We start from the raw sequence: 23,692 nt of genomic DNA, 5'->3' as shown, positions 1-23,692 counted from the left end.
TATGAACTATTAATAAGTAGATTGATGAAGATAGTGATAGTAATTGTTCTTGTGCTGATAAGCTTACTCATTTCATTTTCGATCCCTTGGTTAAATAAGATATTACTAGATGAAATTTTAACGAATCAGCAATTTGATTTATTAAAATATATAGTTCCATTGTATGTGATAGCTGCTTTAGTCAGTATCCTATTAGCATTAATCCTGCCTATTTTAAGTAGCAAAATCAACGAAGAAATCGTAGCAAATCTTAGAAAGCAGCTCAGTAGCCATTTTTTTTATGATGAGAATAATTCCCTGAGTTTTTCCACACAAGGTGACTTATTAAATGTTTATAATAAAAACATACCTGAAATAGCATCATTGATTTCGAAAACATTCAAAGATACCGTGGAGTACACCATAACACTAATTTCAACGATTAGTATCTTAGTTTATTTAGAGCCTAAGATAGCAATTCTCTCACTCCTGTCCATCCCATTCTATTTATTCTTACCTATAATTTTCAAAAGTAAAATCAAACAAGCTTCTTCGCTCGTTCAGAAAAAACAGGTAGAAATCAATGCAAAGATCGAAGAAGAGGCAGGGGGCTTCAATCAAATAAGGATTTTTAATAAACAAAGTCAGATTATTAAAACATTAAGTGAACTATTTGATTCTCTTATCCCTCTAAAAGTGCAACAAGTAAAGTATATACGATATGCAAGTGCGACGATGGTTATTTATTGGGTAAACATGTTATTCGTACTATGGATTGGTGGCTCACAAGTCGTTAACGGGAGAATGACTATAGGTTCTTTATTGATACTTTTAAACTATGTTGACAGAATAGAATGGCCTATTACTCGACTTACTCAAGTAATGAGTGAATTTCAATCTGCGATTGTTTCCTGTGCGCGTTACTCAAAATATGTACCTGAAAAGCATGAACAGGTGATTAAAAATGAAGATGGTGTAACGTTAGATAGTATATATAAAATTGATCTTAAAAATATTAGCTATAAAGTTCATAATAGCCAAGATTATTTAATAAAAGATAGTAGCTTTTCTATTACGTTGGGTGAAAAAATATGTATAACAGGCAAAAGTGGAGTTGGCAAGACCACATTCGTTCATTTAATGCTAGGATTTCTCAAGCAAACAGAAGGAATAATTGAGATGAATGGTGTCGATTTTGAGAGGCTAAACCTGTATAGCATCAGAGAGTGCATAGGATTTATGTCACAAGACATTTTTCTGTTTGAAACCTCACTTTTGGAAAACATCAAATTTGGTTCTTCCGATCCTAACGTAACGGAGGCGCAGGTGATTGAAGCAGCGAAGAAAGCACAAGCACACGAGTTTATCATTAAGTTACCTGATGGCTACGAAAGTATTTATAAAAAAGATATGAATCTATCTACGGGGCAAAAACAAAGAATTGCTTTAAGCAGGATAATACTTAGAAATCCTGACGTTATTATTCTAGATGAACCTACCTCTTCTTTAGACATGAAAACAGGTAACGAAATTTACAAAGCAATATTTGACATTTTTGGTGAGAAAAAGATTTTGATTGTAATTACACACCAAGAACTTTCAACCGTGAAATTTGATCGCTATTATCGAATGGAAGACAGGAGTTTGACTATGATCAAGAACAATGGGTAACGATTGCGATAAGCTTACGCATTACCCGTCCAACTCATGGATAACGGCGCCACATCAATCCTATGGGTACTGCTGATCGGTGTATTGTGTTTCTTTGGCACCTTTTACCGTTACGAGCGCAAAGACTTGCAGGTCTGAGCCCAACAATCAAAAGACAAAAAAGAGCCTGTCAGCGGGGACTGACAGGCAAAGGAGTAAAAATGAAAAAGTGTTAGGGTTGTTTGTTGGTATGCTTATATAATAGTCTCGAAATGTGAAAAAAGTATGACGAAGCAGGCACGTTTTTGCGAAAAAATCGTTGCGAAAGTTAAGAAAGCCTAAAGTGCCCCTTCACCAAAAGGCTTGAAGGGACACCCAGAACCTAAAAACACTCCGAAGCAGCATGCGTTTCATGCTGTTACGGAGTGTTTTTTTAGTTGAAGCTACTTGCTCAAATCAAGGCTATCGACATTAAAGGTGTCGCCATGTGCTAAGTCACCATAACGATAGCCACGGTTAAACCAGTCCACGCGCTGCTGCGATGTGCCGTGCGTAAAACTATCTGGAACAACATAGCCTTGGTATTCTTTTTGCAGCGTATCATCCCCGATGGCATTGGCAGCCGTGATCGCTTCTTGAATATCGCCAGCTTCTAAAATCGGCTGTCCTTGATAGGTTTCGCCTTGCAAATATTTCGCAAAGGTACCAGCTAAGTAGTCAGCTTGCAACTCCAAGCGAACGCTGTACTGATTGTATTCCTTCTCTGAAACTTGCTGGCGGATTTTTTCCAATTGTTGGGTGATCCCCAGCTCATTTTGCACATGATGACCGACTTCATGGGCGATGACATAGGCCATTGCAAAGTCGCCACTTGCGCCATATTTATCAGAAAGCTCATTGGCAAAACTCAGATCAAGGTACACATTCTCATCTGCTGGGCAATAAAACGGACCAACCTGTGACGTGGCATAGCCGCATGCCGACTGGACACTTCCCGTAAATAATACGAGTGTTGGGTCTTGATAGGTTTCTTGACGCTCTTGAAAAACGTCTTGCCAGTAATCTTCTAAATAGCCGAATACGACTGCGGAAAACTCTTTTTCTTCCGTGTACTCACTGGTGCCCACATTTTCTGTCTGGTAATTGGCAGCTTGTCCGCTGCCACCCAAGACATCCGGCAGCGAATTTAAATCACCACCGCTAAACAGGAAAAATAAAACAGCGATGATCACCGTACCGATCCCGCCACCAGCAGCCAACATCCCACCTGAGCCAGATGATCGCCCCGTTCGATCATCGACATTGCTGCTTTGTCTACCCCCACGCCATTTCATGTTATCTCCTCCTATATAAATCCTAGCTTAATTATAAGAGAAAGGCGGCAGATTGTGAAAAAAAGCGCCTTGAAATTGTTATAAAATGCCTTCAGGAGCCTTAAAAATCAAAGTGTACACTCCTTTTAATCATTCTTTAATCTAACAATTAGCCTTCTAATTTGGTACAGTAGCAATAAAATAGATGTAGAGGGTGAGCGTATGAAAATGAATTATTCGGGGACATCGGAACGAAGGATTTTGATTTTTAAACGGTTGATTGCTGGCGAGCACCTCAGCTATCAGCAGTTAGCAGAGGATTATTTCGTTTCCCGCAGCAGTATTGCCAAAGATATTTCTTATTTAAAAGAGCTGTTTCAAAAAGAAAGCTTACGTCTGAGATTTGATAATTCAGGTACATTTTTTGAAGGAAGTGAATCCCAGATCCATCGAGTGCTCAAACGCTTTTGCTTAATGATGCTGGATCAACCAGCGGCGTTTTCCTTGTTGGTGGAACCTGAGAAATACCAGGAAGTAAATCAGGCCTTTCGTCGAGCGTTAGTGGAAAAACAAGTAGAAATGCCCGACAGCTATATTCAAAGTATCGTCCTTTCCATCGTGCTGCTGATCGAGCGGGCGAGTCATGCGGAAAACTTAGTGATTGAAGAAAACCGCCAAGTGGGGAAGCTGTTTTTGGAGTTCGACAAATATCCGTTAGTCTATGAGCTACTGAAAGAAATCGAAGAACAACACATTTATCAATTTTCACCAAAAGAAGTGCAATATCTAACCTACCTAATTGTAGGTAGCGGCTTGAAATTTTTTATGAAAAGTGAAAAAGTTCCTTTCGTGTTTCGGGGAAAAGTGCGTAACTTGATTCAAAAGATCAGCGAAGGCTTAGGCACCGACTTGACCCAAGACAATCGTTTGGAAGAAGATGTGACGATCCATCTGTATCAATTACTGCTGCGGATCGAAGCGCAAACCACAGTCATCAACCCTTTGTTAGAAGAAATCAAACAAAACTATCCTGCCTTGTATGGCGTGGTCTGGTTCTCGCTTCATGATTTCTTGAAAGCGTATCAAGTGGGGATCTCTGATGATGAGATCGGATTTGTCACGATCCATTTTCAAGCAGCAATCGAGCGAATGCGCCGCATGAACAAAATCATTTTTGTCTGTCCCAATGGTGTCGGCACTAGCTCATTTGTCTCTGCGAAAATTCGTCGCATTCTGCCTGAAATCGACAGTATCGAAACCGTTTCAGTAGAAAAATTAAAGCAGATGGACATCTCGGCGATCGATTTTATTATTTCAACCATCGATCTCGTAGGGATTCAAAAACCTGTGGTGCGGATCTCGCCTATGGTGACCAATCGCGACATGAAGCGGATCATGAATCACTACATCGATTTAGTCATCGATAATGAGGCGGTGGTCGATCAAAATGGTTTACTTCTTCAAGCCCAATCGATGATCCAGCCAACCGTCTTTTTCGAGCGATTTGCCAGTAAAACAGAAGCCATCAATTTTTTGATCGAACAAACCCCTTTTAGTGATGAAAAACGAAAAGCGCAGTTTCAGCAATCCGTCATTGAAAGAGAGCAGCTACAATCAACCTATTTAGATAATGGCTTTGCCATCCCTCATGGCAATCCGAATTATGTCGAAAAAACAGCGATCTCGATCCTGCTTTTGGATCAGCCAGTAGAATGGGGCAACCAAAAAGCCGACATCATTATTTTATTGATGATCCGAGAGGATGAGACGCAAAAGGTGGAACCAATGATGAAATTGATCATGCAAGGAATCGAAAACAAAGAATGGTTCCTATCAAAAATGTTGGAGGTTAAATCAGAATGAAAGTGAAGGATTCTTTGCCTGAGAAGCATATACAGACGGATGAGACAGTGGCAGATTGGCGCTCAGCCGTAAAATTAGCCAGTCAGCCCTTGCTCGATGAAGCGCTGATCACGTCAGAATATATTGAAGCGATGATTCAGAGCGTGGAAGAAAATGGTCCTTACATGGTGTTGGCGGATTACTTTGCGCTGATGCATGCCCGTCCTGGAGAAGGGGTTTTGGAGCAAAGTATGAGCCTTTTAGTAACGAAACAGCCCATCGATCTTGAGGGCAAACCGGTGCGGATATTTCTTGTCTTAGCCGCCGCAGATAGTGAAAGCCATCTAGAAAGCTTGAAAGAGATCATGGCGATCTTTATGGATGAAGAAAAATACAACGTGATATTAAATGGCGATCGGGAACAAATTTGTCAATTATTCCAATAGGAGGAAAAGGATATGAAAATTTTAGCAGTATGTGGATTTGGTGTAGGAAGCTCAATGGTATTGAAGATGACGATCGATAAGGTGATCAAAGAGTTAGGGTTGACGGCAACTGCCGAGAATACTGATTTATCAACGGCAAAAGCGACACCAGCAGATGTTTATTTTACGAGTAATGAATTATTGAATGAGTTAAAAGCATCCGTGAAAGCACCCGTTTATCCAATCAAAAAGTATATGGATAAAGAAGAAGTCAAACAGCAAATGGAAAAATTTTTAGCTGAAAGAGAGGGATAATCATGAATTTTGTCACGGATTATATTTTAAAAAATCCGCCAGTCCTATTGGGGATCATTGCCATGATTGGGTTATTGGTACAAAGAAAGCCCTTCGCAGAAGTCGTCAAAGGAACCTTAACAGCTTCCTTCGGGATGGTGGCATTGACGGCTGGGGTAAACATGTTGGTGGGAACGATCGCACCGATCAATGCTGCGGTTCAAACCCAATTAGGCGTTGCTGTGTCAGATGGACTCTCTGACATCACCTTTACGGCAGAATACGGCGGAACAGTTGGTTTAGCGATGTTTTTCGGCCTGATCATTCATCTATTGATTGCTCGCTTTACACCTGTGAAGACGATTTTCCTCACCGGTCACATGTTGTGGTGGTTCCCATTCGTCATCGTCGCTGGGGGCGTTGAAGGCGGACTTACCGGAATCCCACTGTTGATCTTAGGGGCGGTTCTATCTGCTTGTTACTGGTCATTCATGCCATGGATCATGCGTAAATATGTGTGGGATGCCACAGGCGATGATTCATTCTTGATCGGTCATCCAACGGGGATCTTGTCATTGGTTTCAGGCTTTGTTGCAAAACGGGTCGGAAACAAAGAAAAATCGACGGAAGATTTGAAAGTGCCAGAAAATCTATCGTTTTTCCGTGAAATATCGATTACTGGCGCGTTAGTGATGTTTTTGATGAATATCGTTATCGGTTTGATTGCGCCCGTATTAGTTCCTGAAGGGGGCAACTTGGTGATGTTTGCGGTTGATGCTGGCTTGAACTTCGGTGCAGGATTATTGATCATGTTGTATGGGGTACGTCTATTGATCAACCAAATCATTCCCGCCTTTCAAGGGATCGCAGAAAAAGTCGTTCCTGGAGCAAAACCAGCTTTTGATGTGCCAATCTTGTTCAACTACCGTCCAAATGCTGTAATCATCGGCTTTATCGTGGCGATGATCACCTCAACGATTTTAGTGGTGATTGCCAATACCACCAACGTCTTTGGCATTTTGATCGTTCCTTTAGTCATCACCAGCTTCTTTGAATGTGGCGGTGCTGCGGTGATCGGTGAAGGACAAGGGGGCTTGCGAGGGGCCATTATTGGTACGATCACAGCTTCTGTCGTTATGGTAGCACTCGTTGGGATCTCTGCAGCGTTATTCTCAACGACGATTCAAAACTGGATCTTGATTTTCGGTGGGAACGATTTATCTCTATGGGGCATCCTTGGTGAATTGATCGGCAAGCTGTTTGGAGGGTTTTAAATGTTTCAATACTTTGAAAAAGCAAAAGAACTATTGTCTATTGTAGAAGAAAAAGAAGCACCAGCGATTGAGCAAGCCATTGAATTGCTGACGCAAGCCAACTTGACCAAAAAAGCCATCTACATTTTTGGCGCTAGTCACGCTGGGATCTTAGCCGAAGAGATGTATTATCGAGCAGGCGGCATGATGACGATCAACGCGATCTTTGGAAGAGAACTGATGCTTGATCGCAGCCCAATCACCTTCACTAGTAAAATGGAGCGCTTAGAAGGCTACGGTAGTACCTTGGCGGCGACCCAGCCCTTTACAGCAGGCGATGTGCTGATCTTGCATTCGGTGTCTGGGCGAAATCCAGTTATCATCGATATGGCGCTTCATGCCAAAGAAAAAGGGGTCAAGATCATCGCATTAACGAACCTTACCTATTCGAAAACAGTCAGCAGCCGTCATACATCAGGCTTGCGTTTGTTTGAAACGGCGGATATCGTCATCGACAATCATGGGGAGATTGGCGATGCTGCGTGTACGATTCCAGACGTCGAACAAAAAGTCGGACCTACATCCACCGTAGTCGGCGCAACGATCTTAAATGCGATTATCGTTGAAGTTTGCCAAAAACTAAAAGAAGCCGGTGTCGACTATCCGCCGATTTTTTACTCAGCGAACCTAGACGGCGGGGATGAATTGAACCAGTCCCTGTTTGAAAAGTACCAAGAAGCGATCCATTATCAGCTGTAAGTCAAGAGTTAGTCGTTCCTTAGCGAAATAAGACGGTCAAAGAAACCATTCAAGACATTTTCTCCTTGCGAGAGAATGTCTTTTTTTTGCTTACTTGTTAGAAAAGGGCCGGAGCATAGGGATGAAAAAGCGATTCAAGCAAAGAAGGCTTAAACTGGAATTATGTATTTTTGCTTAATAATGGTCTTTAAAAATAAAATTATATAAAATACTAGCTAAAATATGAATAAAATACTACAAAAACGATTGTTGTTTAACTTCCCGCTCGGTATAATTAGCTTGGGAGCTACAGCAAGACAACAAATAATGAATAAAAAATCTACAAACCGTTGATTAGAAAGGAGCAGCTTATGGAGTAGGTAGTGGGTATCGATTTTTCGATAAGAAGGAGAGGAAGAATATGAAAAAAGAAAAGAGAATGTTAGGTGATAAAAGTTATTGTGAAGAAACAGACAAGCGAAGGAGTCGGAAACTACATAAGTATCTGCTTGTCGGACTGATCGTTGTCCTTGTACTTAATCTATTTCCATTTGGTCGTTATGCTGACAATGTGGTAGAAGCCGTTACTTCTACAGAACAAAAGCAAAATAGTGAAGATGGTATCGAATATACAGAGATTCATTCAGCAGAAGAATTAGATACCTTAATACGTAAGGAACTAAACGGTAATTTTAAGCTAGTTAAGGACATTGATCTATCCGACTATCGTTCTAATACAAATACTGCGAATCAAGGATGGCTACCGATCCCAAACTTTACGGGTGTGTTCAATGGTAATGGCCATACGATCAGTGGGTTGCGGATAAATCGAACAGGTAGTAGTTTTTTAGGTTTATTTGGTTCAGTCAATGGAGCGACAATCAAAAATGTGACCGTTGCACTTGGTGGGGATATCCTAGGATCTTCCGCTGTTGGTGTCATTGCAGGGCGAACGACGCATGTAACAAACAATGGTGCCGTTTTAGAAAACAATCAGGTGATTGGCAACGGGCATACAGTTAGAGCCACGGCGCTGCTTGGGTATGCCGGCGGGCTGATTGGTTATTCTGGAGATAATACACGACTGGAAAACAATCAGGTAGAACATATCAATGTCCTGACAAATGGCGTTAGCAATTACGCCGGAGGACTTGTCGGTGCTGCTCGTAACTCTTCATTATTCGATAATGCAATCAATCGTGCCAAGGTAGAGGCGTATTCCTATGCTGGAGGGATAGCTGGGGTTACTTATGGATACTCTGCTCAGGCGCACAGCAATGGCACATTAGTAACGAAAAATATTGTCGATACTGAAAGCAGCGTACAGGGAAGAGGCTCCTATGCCGGAGGGGCATTTGGGGCAATTTATGAAGGAAGTGAAGTGCGGCAAACACTGACACATGCGAAAGTAATCGGCAAAGGGTCCTACAATGGCGGCTTTGCTGGAGTCATTTACGATCGTTCAACGGTTGACCAATCTGCGGCTTATGGTTCTGTCGAGGCTGTGCGCTATACAGGGGGCTTTGTCGGAGCGTTGTATAACTCGGCCTCTGTAAGTAATTCTTACGCACGAGGAGCAGTGACTGGAACGACCGAACTAGGTGGTTTTGTTGGTACATTCTATGATTCAGCGATCATTGAAAACAGCTATGCAGCGAATACGATCCATACGGATGAAAGAAATCAAGAGCGTGCCGGTGCTTTTGCCGGTCAACATCTTGGCACACGGCAACAATATGCAGGGACGAATTATTTTGATCAGCAAATAGCTGGTATCGCACAAAATTTAAGTAATGCAGGCGGCGAGCAAACGAGTGGTGCTAGACCTCAAGGAAAAGATACGCAAGAATTTTCACAGTCAGGGACATTTGATGGGTGGGACTTTGATGACACTTGGATCATTGATAAGGGCTATCCGGTATTTCAATTTTCCTATAAAGAACCTGACATTCCAAAGGAGATCGAAGAACCCATGATCATTGTTCATACGGCGTTTCCAGAAGGAGAAGTCACTGTCCCATTCATTGACATTGAGTATACAGCAACCCCAACAATAGGCAATGAGATTATAGAAGTCTATGTGAAAATCAACGGTAATTTTGATAGTTATTTGTATCTGAAAGGCGGGAATGGTATTACGCCCAAGGGTGAGTTGGGTACAGGGAGAGTCTTTTTCCGACCGATACAAGGAGAAAATCATATTGAGGTCGTGGCTTTTGATAGTAGTGGTGTGAAAGGAAGTTATAAAGTTGATCAACCTGTGAAAGTGGTGGAACATCCTGTTCCAGATTCACCAAAACCAGAAGAAATTAGTACGGAGTTCTTTTGGGAAGATGAACGCACCTTTGTGAATAATCGCTTCCAGTTATGGCTTACAGGAGCTACCGTTGAGGAAAGAAAAAATGTAACGCCAGAGATGATTGAAGAAGCACTTGCTTCCATCGATGCCACTTTATTGATCGAACCTGATTGGCTCGGTCAGCTTACTGTTCAAGTGAAAGAAAGTACGGCAGAAGAGCTGATTGAAATGATTGAAAATGTGATAGAAAATTTCCCAGAAGTCTTTGAAGATGGCAATCTTGATACATTAGATGATGCATCATTCAACGAAGTCACCCCTGTGGAAACAATGAGCAATAAGGAATATTTTCCTGACGATCCATGGTGGAATAACGGTGAATGGGGGCTACGTGCGATTAATTTACCCGAAGCATGGGCGTTATTTGGCACACATGAAAGGGAGAATGTCAAAGTAGGGATTATCGATGATGGTGTATGGGGGGAGCACGAGGATCTACAAATACCAGCTGGAAATATTGAAAATGATCCAAACGCTAAAATAAAGACGGATCTATTTACAGCCGATCATGGTACGCATGTTATAGGAACGATCGGAGCCATTCAAGATAATCAACTAGGAGTCAGTGGACTGATTAATATTTCACGGCAGAATCTTCTTAGTTATAATTCGTTTGATAGGATAGGTTTAGTAAAAAATGACGACGAGGATGGTAGTAAGTCAGAGGTTGAAAGACTTACAACTAGTAATTTTGCACAAACAAGAGGACTAAACTGGAATGTCGTAAATGGTGCCCAAGTTGTAAACGTGAGTCTTGGTGGGGGAAAAGAAGTGGATCGACTGATGTATCAAAATAGTTTTCTAAACCCTTTCATAAGAACCACACAAAACTTAGTTAGTGCTCAATATGAGTTCATTGTCGTTCATTCTGCTGGGAATAGGGCAATTGATGCTAAGTTCAACCAATCTTTTTCAAATATTGGAGAGGGACACAAGCTCAGAGAACGTATTATAACAGTCGGAGCAACAATGAATAGGAACAATCAAGTTGAAATGTGGAGCAATTCAAATTATGGAACGATTATAGATGTTGTTGCTCCAGGGCATGATATAAAAAGTGCTTCATCGGTTAGCAAAGACTTATATGTTAAAAAAAACGGTACTTCCATGGCAGCACCTCATGTAGCTGGTCTAGCTGCTCTAGTATGGTCGGAAAATCCAGGACTTTCGAGTGCACAAGTTAAAGAGGTCATCACCCAATCTGCAAAAAGGTCTGGCACAGAGGTTAAAGAAACTAGAGCAGATCTTCCTAAACTAACATACTATCAAGTAGATGCTCATGCTGCACTAAGTCAAGCTCGTGGAGTAAATCCAGATATTGATACGGTTCTCATTCGTGGAAAAGTTTGTCTAGAATCTAATGGTCATATGGTCGAAAATGCTCGTGTTCATTTGTATCAGAATAATGAACTATTAGAACGAACATGGACAGATCAAGGGGGAGAGTTTCGATTCCACAATCAAACGCCCGGTCATGATTACCGAATAACAGTGCACTACCCATGGCATGCAGCTGCCAGAATCAATAATCTTTCAACTACTGCTGGCAGTCAAGAAACGAATGTAGGGCTAATTTTCCTCCATGAATCTTCTTATGTAGGAATTGACACTGTCTTTTTATTAGATGATTCTGGCAGTATCAGCGCGAATAATTTTAGGCAGATGACTAATGAAGTACAGGCATTATTTTTAAATGAAGATGCTTTTACGAGTGACGATCGGATTAGCTTGTTTACCTTTAATTCTAGAGTAAATCGACATTTCTCATTTTTAAATCCTTTACTTGCAGCTGAGCGGCTTCCTAGGCAAGTTGGCGGTAGTACTGCATTAAACCAAGCAATTGCGCAAGGTAACCAAGAATTTGAACAGTATGGACGAAAAAACGCAAAAAAAGTAATGGTTGTTCTTACAGATGGACACAATAATATTTCAGGTCCCCCAGAGGCAGAATTGATCCAACAGGCTAAAGAAAACGATGTAACAATCTTTTCTATAGGGGTGGGGAATAATCTAAATCAACGCTTTCTTGAAAATATTGCAAAAGAAACAGATGGTGAATTCTTCCATATCTCTAACTTCCAACAATTAGCAGAAATTTTTGAAAAAATTCGTTACGAACTATTTGACGAAGATATCCAAAAGCTGCAAATCGAACTTTCAGATACTATTGCTCAAAATCTTCAGACGACCAATGTGGAGTCTGAACGTTTAGTAGCATAGAGTTCTTTTCAAGGAATCTGAATTTGTTGTTCATCAAATGGTTGTCAATTAGTTGATGTTTAACTAATGAAAAAATAATCATTTGATGAACATTTTTCATAAACTTCCAAAACCTTAGATGTAAGGAGTGAATTGAATGCAATCAGATAAACGCATAACCGCAATGAGTAAGAAAGAGGCTGATAGAGCAGATTCATTATGTACCATTCTTTGTATTTTATTTATCTGTTTCACCATCTGTCACTTTTTAGTTTTACCTGTAAAAGCAGCCGAGGTTTCAGATGCTGATTCAATTCAGATAGAAGGCACCTTAGCCGCCATCCTTAACAGCGAAAGGAATACTACAGAACCCACAGTTCCGCTCACTGAACCATTGCTGGAAATCGTCACGGAACTTCCGAATTCAGAATTGATGGTTCCTTTTTTAGAATTGATTTATGCGGTAACACCAAGTGCGGGGGAAATGCTGAAAGAAGTCTATGTCAATGTGAACGGCGAATACGATCGGCATCTGTATCAAAGAGCGATAGGGGAACCCAAGGTCACGGAGCGAACATTCGGTGAGGCACGACTCTTTCTCTCTAGCGACCAAAAGGAAAGTTACTTTGAATTGGTCGCCGTCGATAGTGGTGGTGCTGTCAGTAGCTATTTTATTGAGCAGTCATTTTGGTTGTCCGAAAATCCTAAACCGCCGTTACCGACTATCGCTGATGTAACGACGGAAGATTATTATGGGGAAGAAGTGACCTATATTAATAATCGTCTCCATCTCCAATTGAATGGTGAGAGTTTTTCGCGAGAAAATGAGGGAGGGTTCGAAACGATGCTTGACCTTGTTCTTGATGAATTTTCCTACTACGATATGGAGCTGATTGCTGGACCAGACAGAAATGATCGAGTAGTGGTCCAGTTGAAGCAAACCTCGTACGAGGAACTGGGCAGGCTTATTTCTGATTTGAGACTTTTCACACGTGATGTGATTGCCAATGGGAGGAAAGAGGAAATCGATTTAGCAGCGGCTGAGCATCTCCCAAAAACAGAGGAACCTGTCAATCGTTCTGTAGAATTCAAACCAGAGATGTTAAAAATTGGCTGGGTACCAGGTTTGTTTTTCCGAAGGTACCAAGACAATGCGGTAAGATTCAAGCTGTATGAAGAAACGACATTTTTAAATCCTGAGTCGTTTCCTGAAACTTATCTCAGTAAGACAACGATAAACGAAAAAATCGATGAAGTTGTTGCAGTGATTGACGGCGTTCGTTTAGAAGAAAATCGACCTTCCTATCCTTATGTGGAAGTAGGCGTTGCAGGAAATACCCCAAGGAATTTAGTGAAAAAAGGGCAACAACTACTAACTGATTATCCCGAAGTCTTTTCAAAAGGGTATGTAATAATCAGAGAAAGTCAAAAACTTCATAGTGTGCCAGATGTCTATCTACGACGATGGCGTGTTATGAGCACCTTTGAAGAACGGAACTATCCTATCTGGGCGACCATCAATAGGAATGGCACAGTATCATCCATATACAAAATGGGCTTAAGAGGGTTGCCGACTATCGTGAAACTACTAGGAGGCGCCGGTCTATTTTGTGGCATTCTGAGTTTCGTCATCTTCATTTACCGAAAAAGACCTCCTCGCAAGAAACATGAATTTTGGGGTTGAAATTCGTTGAAGGACAAATGAATCTCCTTTCATTACGAAGGCAGGCTTCAAAGGCAATGATTTATTTCTATAAGGTAGAGAATGTTTTTGTGTAAACCTTTTGGTTCCAAATGTGTAACAAATTAGAATCTGATACAGCATACGATGTGGTGCGTATCTCAAATCAATAAAAGAAGGGAGTTAAATAGATGCAATTCATTGATTATGCGGCATCAATCGTCGAGAGAGTCTTTAGGGAACTCTTTCGCCACTTGAAAATCTGCTACCTGCTCTTCTTTACTCTTGCCACTTATCACTTTACAAGCATACAAGTATCAGCAGTCGAAGTACCAACCGACCAGTCCAAAGGCATCTTAGCCGACATCCTCAACAGCGAAAGGAATAGCCCAGAGCCCACAGAGCCGCTCACTGAACCATTGCTGGAAATCGTCACAGAGCTACCCGATTCAGAACTAATGATTCCCTTTTTTGAATTGATTTATGCAGTGACACCAAGTGAAGGGGAAATGCTGAAAGAAGTCTATGTCAATGTGAACGGTGAATATGATCGGCATTTGTATCAAAGAGCGATAGGGGAGCCGAAGGTCATGGAGCGAACATTCGGTGAAGCTCGTCTCTTTCTTTCTGCCGATGAACAGGCGAGCCGATTTGAATTAGTCGCTGTCGATAGCAGTAACAAAAGGACTTATTATCCCATAGAGCAGTCATTTTGGTTATCGGAAAATCCCGAACCGCCGTTGCCGACTATTGCCGACATATCAATACTTGACCGTTATGAAGGAAAGATAGCTTTTGTACATAATCGTCTCCATCTCCAATATAATGACGAGATACTTACAGGAATAAACGAGCAAAACGGCGAAACGAGTTTAGATCAGCTGTTGGATGAACTTTCTTATTATGACATGGCGTTGATTGCTGGACCAGACAAGAATGAGAGAGTAACGATTCAGTTAAAGCAAACTCCTTATAGAGAGCTTAATAGATTCTTTCGTGATTTAGAAACATTTACTTCTGGTATTGTTACCGATGGAGAAATTGAAGAGATGACTTTAGCTGAGGCGGACCAGTTACCCAAAACAGCAGCACCCATCGATCGCTCGGTTGAGTTTAAACGTCATATGTTAAAAATCGGCTGGGTACCGGGCTTGTTTTTCCGAAGGTATCAGGACAACGTGGTAGGTTTCAAGCTGCATGAAGAAACCATTTTTTTAAATCCCGAGTCGTTTCCTGAAACTTATCTCAGTAAGAAACTGATAAATGAAAAAATCGACGAAGCTGTTGCAGCGATTGACGGCATTCGTTTAGAAGAAAATCGACTTTCTTATCCTTATGTGCAAATAGCTGTAGGAGGAAATACACCAAGGAATTTAGTGAAGAAAGGGCAGCAACTACTGACGAATTATCCCGAAGTCTTTTCAAAAGGGTATGTAATAATCAGAGGAAGGCAAAATATTTATGGTTATGGTACCACAGACGAATACAAACGACGATGGCGTGTTATGAGCACCTTTGAAGAACGGAACTATCCTATCTGGGCAATCATCAACCCGAATGGCACAGTTTCGTCGTTAACGAGTATGGGTTGGCACGGCGTGACTGTCAGCATGGCGTTGGTGATAGGATTTGGTTCTATCGGCTTTATTGTGTTTATATTTGAACTTTTTGCTTGTCAAAGGGCAGAAAGACGGAAAAGGAATAGACAATCAGGTAAAAACTGATTCTCGTTGGCCATTCTTAAATTCTAATAGAATTCTGTTACCTCCAAAGAAGAAAGGAGCAAAGTGAATGCAAGTCGCTGCGCAAATAAATTCAACCGAAGAGAAATTTTTTGAAAATATCTTTCCCATCTATAAAATCTTTAGTCTGTGTTTCTTTGCTCTTGCCATCTATCATATGACCAGTTGGCAAGTATCAGCAGCCGAAGGACCAACCGGCCAGTCTCAAGGCGTCTTAGCCGACATCTTCAACAGCGAAAGGAATACCCCAGAACCCACAGAGCCACTCACTGAACCATTGCTGGAAATCGTCACGGAACTTCCCGATTCAGAATTAATGATTTCCTTTTTAGAACTGATTTATGCAGTGACACCAAGTGCGGGGCAAATGCTGGAAGAAGTCTATGTTAGTGTGAACGGCGAATACGATCGGCATTTGTATCAAAGAGCGATGGGGGAGCCCAAAGTCACGGAGCGAACATTTGGTGAGGCGAGGCTTTTTCTTTCTGCTGATCAACAGGAAAGTAAATTTGAATTGGTCGCCGTCGATAGCAGTAACAAAAGGACTTATTATCCCATAGAGCAGTCATTTTGGTTATTGGAAAATCCCGAGCCGCCGTTGCCGACTATCGCTGATGTAACGACGGAAGAGTATTCCGGTGAAGAAGTGACCTTCATTAACAATCGGCTCCATTTTCAACTGGATAGGGAGCGCTTTAATCGAGAATTCGGGTCAAACCATGAAACGGTTTTAGACAAATTACTTTATGAACTTTCATATTTTGGTGGTGAACTTCTATCCGGTCCAGATAAAAATGATTTTGCAACAATTCGTTTGAAGGGAACTTCTTATGAAGAGCTTGAAAGGATTATACAGAAGTCAATCTCAGAATCCTATGGATTTATCGCTGATGGAAAGATCCAAGAGATAGCTTTAGCCACATCAGATTTATTGCCTAGTGAGGAAGAACCTGTCAACCGCTCCTTTGAGTTAAAACCTGAAATGGTGCGAGTTGGTTTTGTTCCTGGATTGTTTTTGAGAAGGTATCAAAACAATGTGTTGAGCTTTCAATTGCATGAAGAAACATCTTTTTTGAATGCTGAAACGTTTCCAGAGACTTACCTTAGTAAAAAACTGATAGAAAATAAGATTGATGAAACAATTACAGCAATAGATGGGATTCGATTGGAAAGAAATCCTTCTAGTTATTCTCTTTTCCGCGTAAAGGTTGCTGATGGGACACCTAGAGAATTGATAAAAAAAGCCCAAAAACTATTGGCAGAGCACCCCAACATTTTTGCAGAAGCACGTTTAGCTATATTGGCAGACATAAAAACACCACGTTATGCCACAATTCCTGAATACGAAAGAAAACCTCTTGATAGGCGATTAAATCACTTAGAACAACAAATATACCAATTTTGGGGAAGGATTAATGAAAATGGCACAGTTTCTTCAATGGCAGATATGGGCTTAAGAGGGCTGCCGACTATCGTGAAACTACTAGGAGGCGCCAGTCTATTTTGTGGCATTCTGAATTTCGCCATCTTCATTTACCGAAAAAGACCTCCTCGCAAGAAACACGAGTTTTGGGGGTAACGTTCACTGATGGGCATGTGGAAATTCCTTTCAAGCTGAAGGAAAACGGAGAAACGTTGTTGTCTTTAAGTGTCGAAACAGTGAAGGACAACCTTCTTTCGAGAAACCGACATTCGATTAAAAGCTGTGATGAACGCCTAGCTGACGCTTGTCACCTTTAAGAAAATCGAACTGCTAGCAAGGGAATTTCTGCCAAAAAGAATATTTTATCGTACGACTTTGATTCAGGCAAAGCTAACCACTGGAGCCTTGGTTACATAAAAAACCTCTCAAAAGCAGCTGGTCGCTGATTTTTGAGAGGTTTTGTCTGCCAAGAGATAGCTATGGTGTTTTTTTCAGTTGAAATTGTTTATTCAAATTCTTCATACTCATTTGGGTCTTGACCATCGATACGGCCGTCTGCTTTGTTTAACTGATTGATTTGATTGATTTCATCTTCAGTCAGTTCAAAGTCGAAGATCGCAAGATTTTCTCGTTGATGGGCGAGGTTTCTTGATTTTGGAAGGGGCAAAATGCCACGTTCCACATGCCAGCGCAAGATGATTTGACCAGCTGATTTTTGGTATTTCTCAGCTAATTCAGTGATCAGTGGTTCTTTCAGGGCATCGCTGCCGCGGCCTAATGGGCTCCAAGCTTCCGTTACGATGCCGCGTTTTTTGTTCTCTGCAACCATTCGTTCTTGAACCCAGTAAGGATGGATCTCAATTTGATTTAGTGCAGGGGTCACACCAGTTGCTTCAATGATGGCATCCAAATGTTCTGGCTCGAAATTGGAAACGCCGATGGAACGGATCAAACCTAATTTCTGGGCGGTCACTAAGGCTTGCCAAGCTTCGACATATTTGCCGCGTTTTGGTAATGGCCAGTGGATCAAAAAGGCATCGAAGTAGTCGAGCCCCATGCGAGCAAGGGATTCTTGAATGCTGGTTAAGGCATCATCATAGCCATGGTATTTTCCTGGTAATTTTGAGGTGATATAAAATTCTGAACGTGGGATACCAGAGCGACGGATCGCTTTGCCGACAATGCCTTCATTGTCATAATTGGTTGAAGAATCGATCAAGCGATACCCGTCGGCGATCGCTGCTTGCAGCTGGCTCAATCCTTCGCCACCACGGATCTGATAGGTACCGATGCCCACTGCGGGGCGTAAATTGCCGTCGTTTAATGTCAGTAAAGGTGCTTTCATAAAATGATTCCTCCTTTTCTTCTCTACATTCTACTCTAACGCTTTTTTGACAGGAACGTAACCAACTTGCTCAAACAGACAAAGAAAAAAGAGCAACGGTTTCTGTTTCAGAAACAATTGCTCTTTTTGATCAAATTATTTTTCAGGCGGTGTGCCATACATTTTTGGTGTGACTTGATCGAGTTTTGGCGCTTTTCCTTCGACTTTTGGTTCGTCTAGCCATTGGTATTCGCCTTCACCATCAAGGGCTTTGCCTTTCGCCCAAGAGCCTTCTTTACTTTGGTCGCCTTCTGAGAAGTTATAGAAATCATAAGCGATATCTAAGCGTTCGTTTTTGCGGTCAAAGGTAGTCGGCACTAAAATCGAGCCTTCGTTTTCTTCCAATTCTTTCACGGCAGCTGCCCAGAGATTTTGGTGGTAGCTATCACGCGCTAATAAGACCGAAAGTAAGTCTTTGACCCCACGGTCATCGATCATTTCATAGATGCGTGCTACTTGCAGACGACCTTGTGATTCCGCATTTAAGTTGGCACGAAAATCAGCAAGTAAGTTGCCACTAGCAATGATATACGCACCTGACCATGGATTGCCGACGCTATCAGCAGGACGTGGTCCTAAGCCTGCAACGATGGCATGTTGCGGATTCATTCCAGAAATGATCGCACCGATCGTTGGGTCTTTTTTCATAGCCGCTTCTTGATCTTCCACAGGTGCACCTTCCAGTAGACGTGCAACCATCGTTGCTAACATTTCAACGTGTCCAAGCTCTTCAGTAGCGATATCCATTAACATGTCTTTGTATTTTTCTTCCCCACGGCAGCTCCATCCTTGGAATAAGTATTGCATGGCAACACTCATCTCTCCATATTGTCCACCGATTAATTCTTGAAGGTATTTCGCAACTAACGGATTTGGTTTTTCTGGCTTAGCTTCAAACTGTAATTCTTTCTGATGACGAAACATACGATTCCTCCTAAAATTTTTTATTGGGCCCATAAAAAGTTTCTCATGAATCGAAACGTTCGTCTAACAAAATGCACTTTCTCCCGAATGAAAAAAGCATCGAAAAGAAAAGCCATTTATTTTGACAAAAAGCCGTAAGCGTTAGATAGTTAAATTAAGAGAGAATTAGAAAAGGAGCGAGTCACCATGTTTCAGTATTACAAAATGGAAGACCGAAAAATAAGCAAATCTTCGGAGGAGGATTACAATTGGCTAGTGGTTTCTGGCACAGATCCAGAGGAACAACGACACTTGTTAAATAAGTATCAACTGCCCGAAGATATTTTTATGGGAGCGAACGATCCAGAAGAAGTGTCACGGTTGGAATACCTCCGTAATACCAAGTTTCATCATCCGATTCTTTATACCTTGATCGATTTATCGGAAGCGACTGAGGATCGGATCGAAGACCGACTTGAGCCTGTGACTTTTATCTACACCAAGGATCTGTTGATCACCTACGTATCTGAACAATCCAATCTGATCAAACGATTGATCGAAAAGCATGAGCAAGATATCCAGCGGTATGAAGATATTGTTGCCTATTCGACGTTGATGATCTACACCCATTACATCAAAGGTCTGCAGGAAATGAAGAAGCAAATCGATGATTTGGATCAAGCAGCTCGTAAAACGACGGAAAACAAGGAATTGTTCAATTTAGCCGATACTGAACGAGACATGGTCTATCTTGATCACACCTTGCGGGACCAAAACCATACTGTCGATCGATTGATGGATCGCAAAGAATTTTTGGATCGTTTGGATAATGAAGCACTCGTTTATGACATCAAGCTGCGGCAGAAATTTGCCATGAAAATGGTCACTATCTATCGCGACTTGTTAGAAACCATCGGTGGCTTGTTCTCCGATATGATGGACAACAATCTAAACCATCTGATGAAATACTTAGATTCTGCGGCATTAGTGGTGGCTGTGCCGTCCTTGATCGCGGGGCTATGGGGGATCAACACCGGAGGACTGCCAGGAAAAGACAATGCGATCGGTACGATCATTGTCTTTGGCTTGGCTATTTTAGTCGGCATTTTAACTGCCGTCTACTTGTCACGAAAAGACTTTTCAAAATAAAAAGTGCCGCTGCTCTGTTGCACCATTCATCCATAAAAGGAGAAAGGTGTGACGAAGCAGTCGGCACTTTTTTTATTTTAGTCCGCTGTCTAAATTGCTGTCGAGAATCCAGCGCTGAAAGGCGAGGAAGACCAGCAGCAAAGGCAAAATGGAAATTACTGAGGCAGCGATCAAAATCGTCCAATTGATATTTTCCGCGCCCACCAAGCTCCGGATCGCCACTTGCAAGGTGTATTTTTTCGGATCATTCAAGACGATCAAGGGCCAGATATAATCATTCCACCGCCACTGAAAGGAGAAGATCCCCAATGTCATAATGATTGGTCGGGCAATCGGCAGCATGATTTTCAAAAAGATCATCCCATCCGAAGCGCCATCGATGCGGGCTGATTCAATCAAGTCGTCAGGGACGGAGACGAAAAAGGTTCGGAACATAAAGATACCGGTTGCTGTATTGATGGAAGGAATGATGATCCCCAACAAGTTATCATATAAGCCCAGCGAACGAATGACGGAAAACGTCGGATTCATAATAACTTCCGTCGGCAGCATGGTGGTGGCGATGATACAGATGAAGAAAAAACGCAGCCATTTGGCATCGTATTTTGCAAAGGCATAGCCACAGGCGGCGCTGACTAGGATCGTCAATAAAGTGGTGACGACCGCTGAAATCAACGTATTATTGAAGTAACGAAAGAAATCCAATGTCGTCCAAGCATCAATAAAGTTTTGGATGGTTGGATTTTCAGGAATGATTTTCAAGGGATAAGCAAATAGTTCAGTTCCTGGTTTAAAGGCACTTAATAAGAACCAAAGTAGTGGAAAAAGGTACAGCAGGGAAGTGATGATCAGTGCCAGCGTTAAAAAAAACATCGCTGACTTTCTTGTGACAGGTCGTTTGGTTTTGATGGTCTTAGATGTCATTCTTGCCGCCTCCAATCTTCATTTGTGCTAAGCCTAACAGTAAAAGAATCACGAAAAGTACCATGGAGGCAGCACTGGCATAGCCGACCCGCATTTTGTCAAACCCAGTCGTATAGATATATTGCACGATCAACATGTTGTCGGTTCCTGGACCACCATTGGTCAGCGATTGCACGAGGGCGAACTCTTTCATGGCGCCGATCGAAGCCAATAAGATGACCATAAAGGAAGTCGGTCGCAGCATAGGCAAGGTGATGTAGCGTAATTTATGCCCAAAGCTGGCGCCGTCGATCTCGGCAGCTTCATACAACGAGCGGGGGATATTTTTCAAAGCTGCAGTAAATTGCAGCATGTTAAAGGCAGTCCCGCCCCAGATGGCAGCCAAAATAATAACAGAAAAGGCAGCATTCGAGTCGGTAAACCACGGGACAGTTGGTTGTCCTGCTTGCTCTAGAATAAAGTTGATAAAGCCAAAGTTTTCACCAAACAGCCATTTCCAGATAACCCCAGCGATGATCCCAGAGATGGTCCATGGTAAGAAAAAAATGATCTTTGCGAAAAATTTGCCTTTCGCCAGCTGACTGTTCAACATCAAAGCGACGGCGAGAGAAACGACATAGATACTTGGGACCAGAATGATCACATAACGAAATGTACGAAATAGTGCTTTATAGAAGCTGGCGTCTTGAAACAATTCTTGATAATTCGCCAAGCCGATAAAATTGGCTGTCGCAAAGCCTTTATAGTCGGTTAACGAGTAATAAAGTCCTAAGAGTGCTGGAATCAAAAAGAAGATAATGAACAAAATGATGCTTGCGCCAGTGAATAGCAACGGCCATTTGTTTTTTTGTAAAGTACTCACAGAAAATTCCTCCTCCGACGATCGTATCAGCAACAAAGAACCCGCAGTCTGCAAAAAGTCAGACTATGGGTTCTTTGTGGTTGAACGTCTGTTTATTTCTTCAAAAACCCATCATTGTAATCCTTGATCGTCTTGTCGATTGCCTCATCTAATGTAATTTCATCATTTAATACTTGCACGATGGCATCACGGTAAGCCCCTGTCAATCCAGTGTAGCCTTTCATACTCATCGTCACTTGATCGGTAGTTTGCTTGCTGCTGATTGGTTGAGCAGCGGCTGCGATCTCTTGGTTGTAGATTTCATAAGCATCCTGGCCTTGTTCATAGTCGACCGTCAAATCTTCCACCGCAGGTAAGTAACCAGCATAGGTACAAAGCTGTTTGTAATTTTCTTCTTCGTACAACCATTTGATGAATTTTTCGCCTTCTTCACTGTTTTTACTATTGTTGAAGCCAGTGATGAAGTTGCCGCCCATATTGACCGCGCGGGTCTCTTCATAAGGAGAATAGGTGGATTGCCAGTTAAAGTTGCTGATGTTGGTAGAAAAATCAACGATCTGCCAGCTGCCAGAAAAGTAAGCTGGAACACGGCCGCTCTTGAACATAGCAGAAGCATCTTCTCCAGAGGTCCAAACCGATTTTGGCATTACTTCGTCATTGTTCAAATCAACAAATTTTTGCAAAGCCGCTTTCGTAGCATCATCGGTCGTGTAAGAATCACCGCTGTCATCTAAAAAGAAATCTTGTCCCCCGTATTGATAGGTGAAAGCCCGTAAACGGTGATCCGACGCGTCCATGACCATGCCGTATTTGGCATCGGTTTTTTCAACGACTTCATTGATCGCAGTTAAAAATTCATCCCAAGTCCAAATGTCCTCTTCCGAAGTGGGGTAGGTCACACCAGCTTCGTCAAACAAATCCGTATTGATAAACAACCCAGTGGCAGTGACATCAGAAGGAAGTGCTTTGACGACATCTGCTTCATCTTTGATCGTCATCGATTCCAATGTTTTTGCCTCACTGGCGATGTCTGATAGATCCATCAGATAGTCATTCCAGTCAGGTTGAACAGTAGAAACCCGCACGACTTCTGGCGCATCATCCGCTTGAACAGCTTTGGTGATCTTTGTCAGCAAGTCCGCATAAGGCACGTCGGTGACTTCGACAGTCACACCAGTTTCTTCCTTGTATTTTTCCGCCATTTTCGAATAAGCGCCGCCTTCACTGGTATCTCCAGAAACGAACATACGAATCTGCTTGTTCTCGCTGGCACTGTCACCACTGCCGCAGCCAGCGACCCCTAACATCACTGCCGCCAAAGACAAAATTGAATACCCTATTTTTTTGTTCATTTTGTTCCTCTCCTTAATTGAATGATTTTTGTTCAAAAAAACGTTTCCAATCGAAAACGATCGAAACGTCCCCCAATGAAAAATAGCTGAAGTACTGAAAAGATAGCAGTCCTAGGACTGATTGAGGAGTGAAAAGTGCCAATTATCTGACAAAATAAGAGTGGTTCTCCCTCAGTTTAGCGGATAAGATGCAAAATACAAAATAAAACGATTTCAAAAA

At 41.9% G+C, this 23,692-nt stretch carries 17 protein-coding genes; 11 read left to right on the top strand and 6 right to left on the bottom strand.

Translation table 11 applies throughout. The annotated features are described in order from the left end of the window. The first annotated feature begins 33 nt into the window (after positions 1-33). Positions 34-1,650 (top strand): ABC transporter ATP-binding protein, encoded by a 1,617-nt coding sequence (locus IGI94_RS11575; protein WP_438899795.1) that lies wholly within the window; start codon positions 34-36, stop codon positions 1,648-1,650. A gap of 422 nt (positions 1,651-2,072) precedes the next feature. Here the strand turns inward: IGI94_RS11575 and ypfJ are convergent, their stop codons facing one another. Beyond that, the gene (gene ypfJ / locus IGI94_RS11570) at positions 2,073-2,963 is read right to left on the bottom strand and encodes a KPN_02809 family neutral zinc metallopeptidase (protein ID WP_016613658.1); all 891 of its coding nucleotides are present in this window, start codon (positions 2,961-2,963) and stop codon (positions 2,073-2,075) included. 201 nt (positions 2,964-3,164) lie between these two features. On the opposite strand from ypfJ, the gene IGI94_RS11565 reads away from it, so the two are divergent. The 9 genes from IGI94_RS11565 to IGI94_RS11525 all read left to right on the top strand — a co-directional run bounded on the left by IGI94_RS11565 (position 3,165) and on the right by IGI94_RS11525 (position 17,054). Beyond that, positions 3,165-4,805, top strand: coding sequence for a BglG family transcription antiterminator (locus IGI94_RS11565; protein ID WP_008379149.1), 1,641 nt, complete (start codon positions 3,165-3,167; stop codon positions 4,803-4,805). Next, positions 4,802-5,230, top strand: coding sequence for a PTS sugar transporter subunit IIA (locus IGI94_RS11560; protein ID WP_270276159.1), 429 nt, complete (start codon positions 4,802-4,804; stop codon positions 5,228-5,230). Before IGI94_RS11565 ends, IGI94_RS11560 begins: the two co-directional genes overlap by 4 nt. Positions 5,231-5,242: 12 nt before the next feature. Further along, the gene (locus tag IGI94_RS11555) at positions 5,243-5,524 is read left to right on the top strand and encodes a PTS sugar transporter subunit IIB (RefSeq protein ID WP_005225413.1); all 282 of its coding nucleotides are present in this window, start codon (positions 5,243-5,245) and stop codon (positions 5,522-5,524) included. Positions 5,525-5,526: 2 nt separating this feature from the next. Further along, positions 5,527-6,777: a PTS ascorbate transporter subunit IIC gene (locus IGI94_RS11550; RefSeq protein ID WP_005234555.1), complete on the top strand. Its 1,251-nt coding sequence runs from the start codon at positions 5,527-5,529 to the stop codon at positions 6,775-6,777. Continuing rightward, positions 6,778-7,515, top strand: coding sequence for an SIS domain-containing protein (locus IGI94_RS11545; RefSeq protein WP_438899794.1), 738 nt, complete (start codon positions 6,778-6,780; stop codon positions 7,513-7,515). It abuts the gene before it with no gap. Between the two features lie 400 nt (positions 7,516-7,915). Further along, positions 7,916-12,073 (top strand): S8 family serine peptidase, encoded by a 4,158-nt coding sequence (locus tag IGI94_RS11540; RefSeq protein WP_438899793.1) that lies wholly within the window; start codon positions 7,916-7,918, stop codon positions 12,071-12,073. 136 nt (positions 12,074-12,209) lie between these two features. Beyond that, positions 12,210-13,736: a hypothetical protein gene (locus tag IGI94_RS11535; RefSeq protein WP_438899792.1), complete on the top strand. Its 1,527-nt coding sequence runs from the start codon at positions 12,210-12,212 to the stop codon at positions 13,734-13,736. Between the two features lie 188 nt (positions 13,737-13,924). Continuing rightward, a complete protein-coding gene (locus IGI94_RS11530; protein WP_438899791.1) occupies positions 13,925-15,457 on the top strand; it encodes a hypothetical protein in 1,533 nt (510 codons plus the stop codon). A 67-nt stretch (positions 15,458-15,524) separates the two neighbouring features. Next, positions 15,525-17,054: a hypothetical protein gene (locus IGI94_RS11525; protein WP_438899790.1), complete on the top strand. Its 1,530-nt coding sequence runs from the start codon at positions 15,525-15,527 to the stop codon at positions 17,052-17,054. Between the two features lie 349 nt (positions 17,055-17,403). Here the strand turns inward: IGI94_RS11525 and IGI94_RS11520 are convergent, their stop codons facing one another. Further along, positions 17,404-18,243 carry an aldo/keto reductase gene (locus tag IGI94_RS11520; RefSeq protein ID WP_074534944.1) on the bottom strand — a complete coding sequence of 280 codons (840 nt, stop codon included), beginning with the start codon at positions 18,241-18,243 and terminating at the stop codon, positions 17,404-17,406. A gap of 135 nt (positions 18,244-18,378) precedes the next feature. After that, positions 18,379-19,206 (bottom strand): manganese catalase family protein, encoded by an 828-nt coding sequence (locus tag IGI94_RS11515; RefSeq protein WP_005225417.1) that lies wholly within the window; start codon positions 19,204-19,206, stop codon positions 18,379-18,381. A gap of 186 nt (positions 19,207-19,392) precedes the next feature. Here IGI94_RS11515 and IGI94_RS11510 point away from each other — a divergent pair, with 186 nt between their 5' ends. Continuing rightward, entirely contained in the window at positions 19,393-20,334 is a 942-nt protein-coding gene (locus tag IGI94_RS11510; protein ID WP_115232053.1) for a magnesium transporter CorA family protein, read from the top strand. A gap of 72 nt (positions 20,335-20,406) precedes the next feature. On the opposite strand, the gene IGI94_RS11505 is transcribed toward IGI94_RS11510, so the two are convergent. The 3 genes from IGI94_RS11505 to IGI94_RS11495 all read right to left on the bottom strand — a co-directional run bounded on the left by IGI94_RS11505 (position 20,407) and on the right by IGI94_RS11495 (position 23,472). Beyond that, a complete protein-coding gene (locus IGI94_RS11505) occupies positions 20,407-21,258 on the bottom strand; it encodes a carbohydrate ABC transporter permease (RefSeq protein WP_010747711.1) in 852 nt (283 codons plus the stop codon). Further along, on the bottom strand, positions 21,248-22,120 hold the full coding sequence (locus IGI94_RS11500) for a carbohydrate ABC transporter permease (protein ID WP_016610005.1): 873 nt from the start codon (positions 22,118-22,120) through the stop codon (positions 21,248-21,250). The genes IGI94_RS11505 and IGI94_RS11500 overlap by 11 nt, the downstream gene beginning before the upstream one ends. A gap of 92 nt (positions 22,121-22,212) precedes the next feature. Beyond that, positions 22,213-23,472 carry an ABC transporter substrate-binding protein gene (locus IGI94_RS11495; protein WP_087627106.1) on the bottom strand — a complete coding sequence of 420 codons (1,260 nt, stop codon included), beginning with the start codon at positions 23,470-23,472 and terminating at the stop codon, positions 22,213-22,215. Positions 23,473-23,692 lie beyond the last annotated feature (220 nt).

This window comes from Enterococcus sp. AZ149 (assembly GCF_051714285.1).
GTDB classification, from domain to species: Bacteria; Bacillota; Bacilli; order Lactobacillales; family Enterococcaceae; genus Enterococcus_D; species Enterococcus_D entomosocium.
Note: the sequence above shows the minus strand (reverse complement) of the source record. Positions and strands in the feature narration are given on the sequence as shown.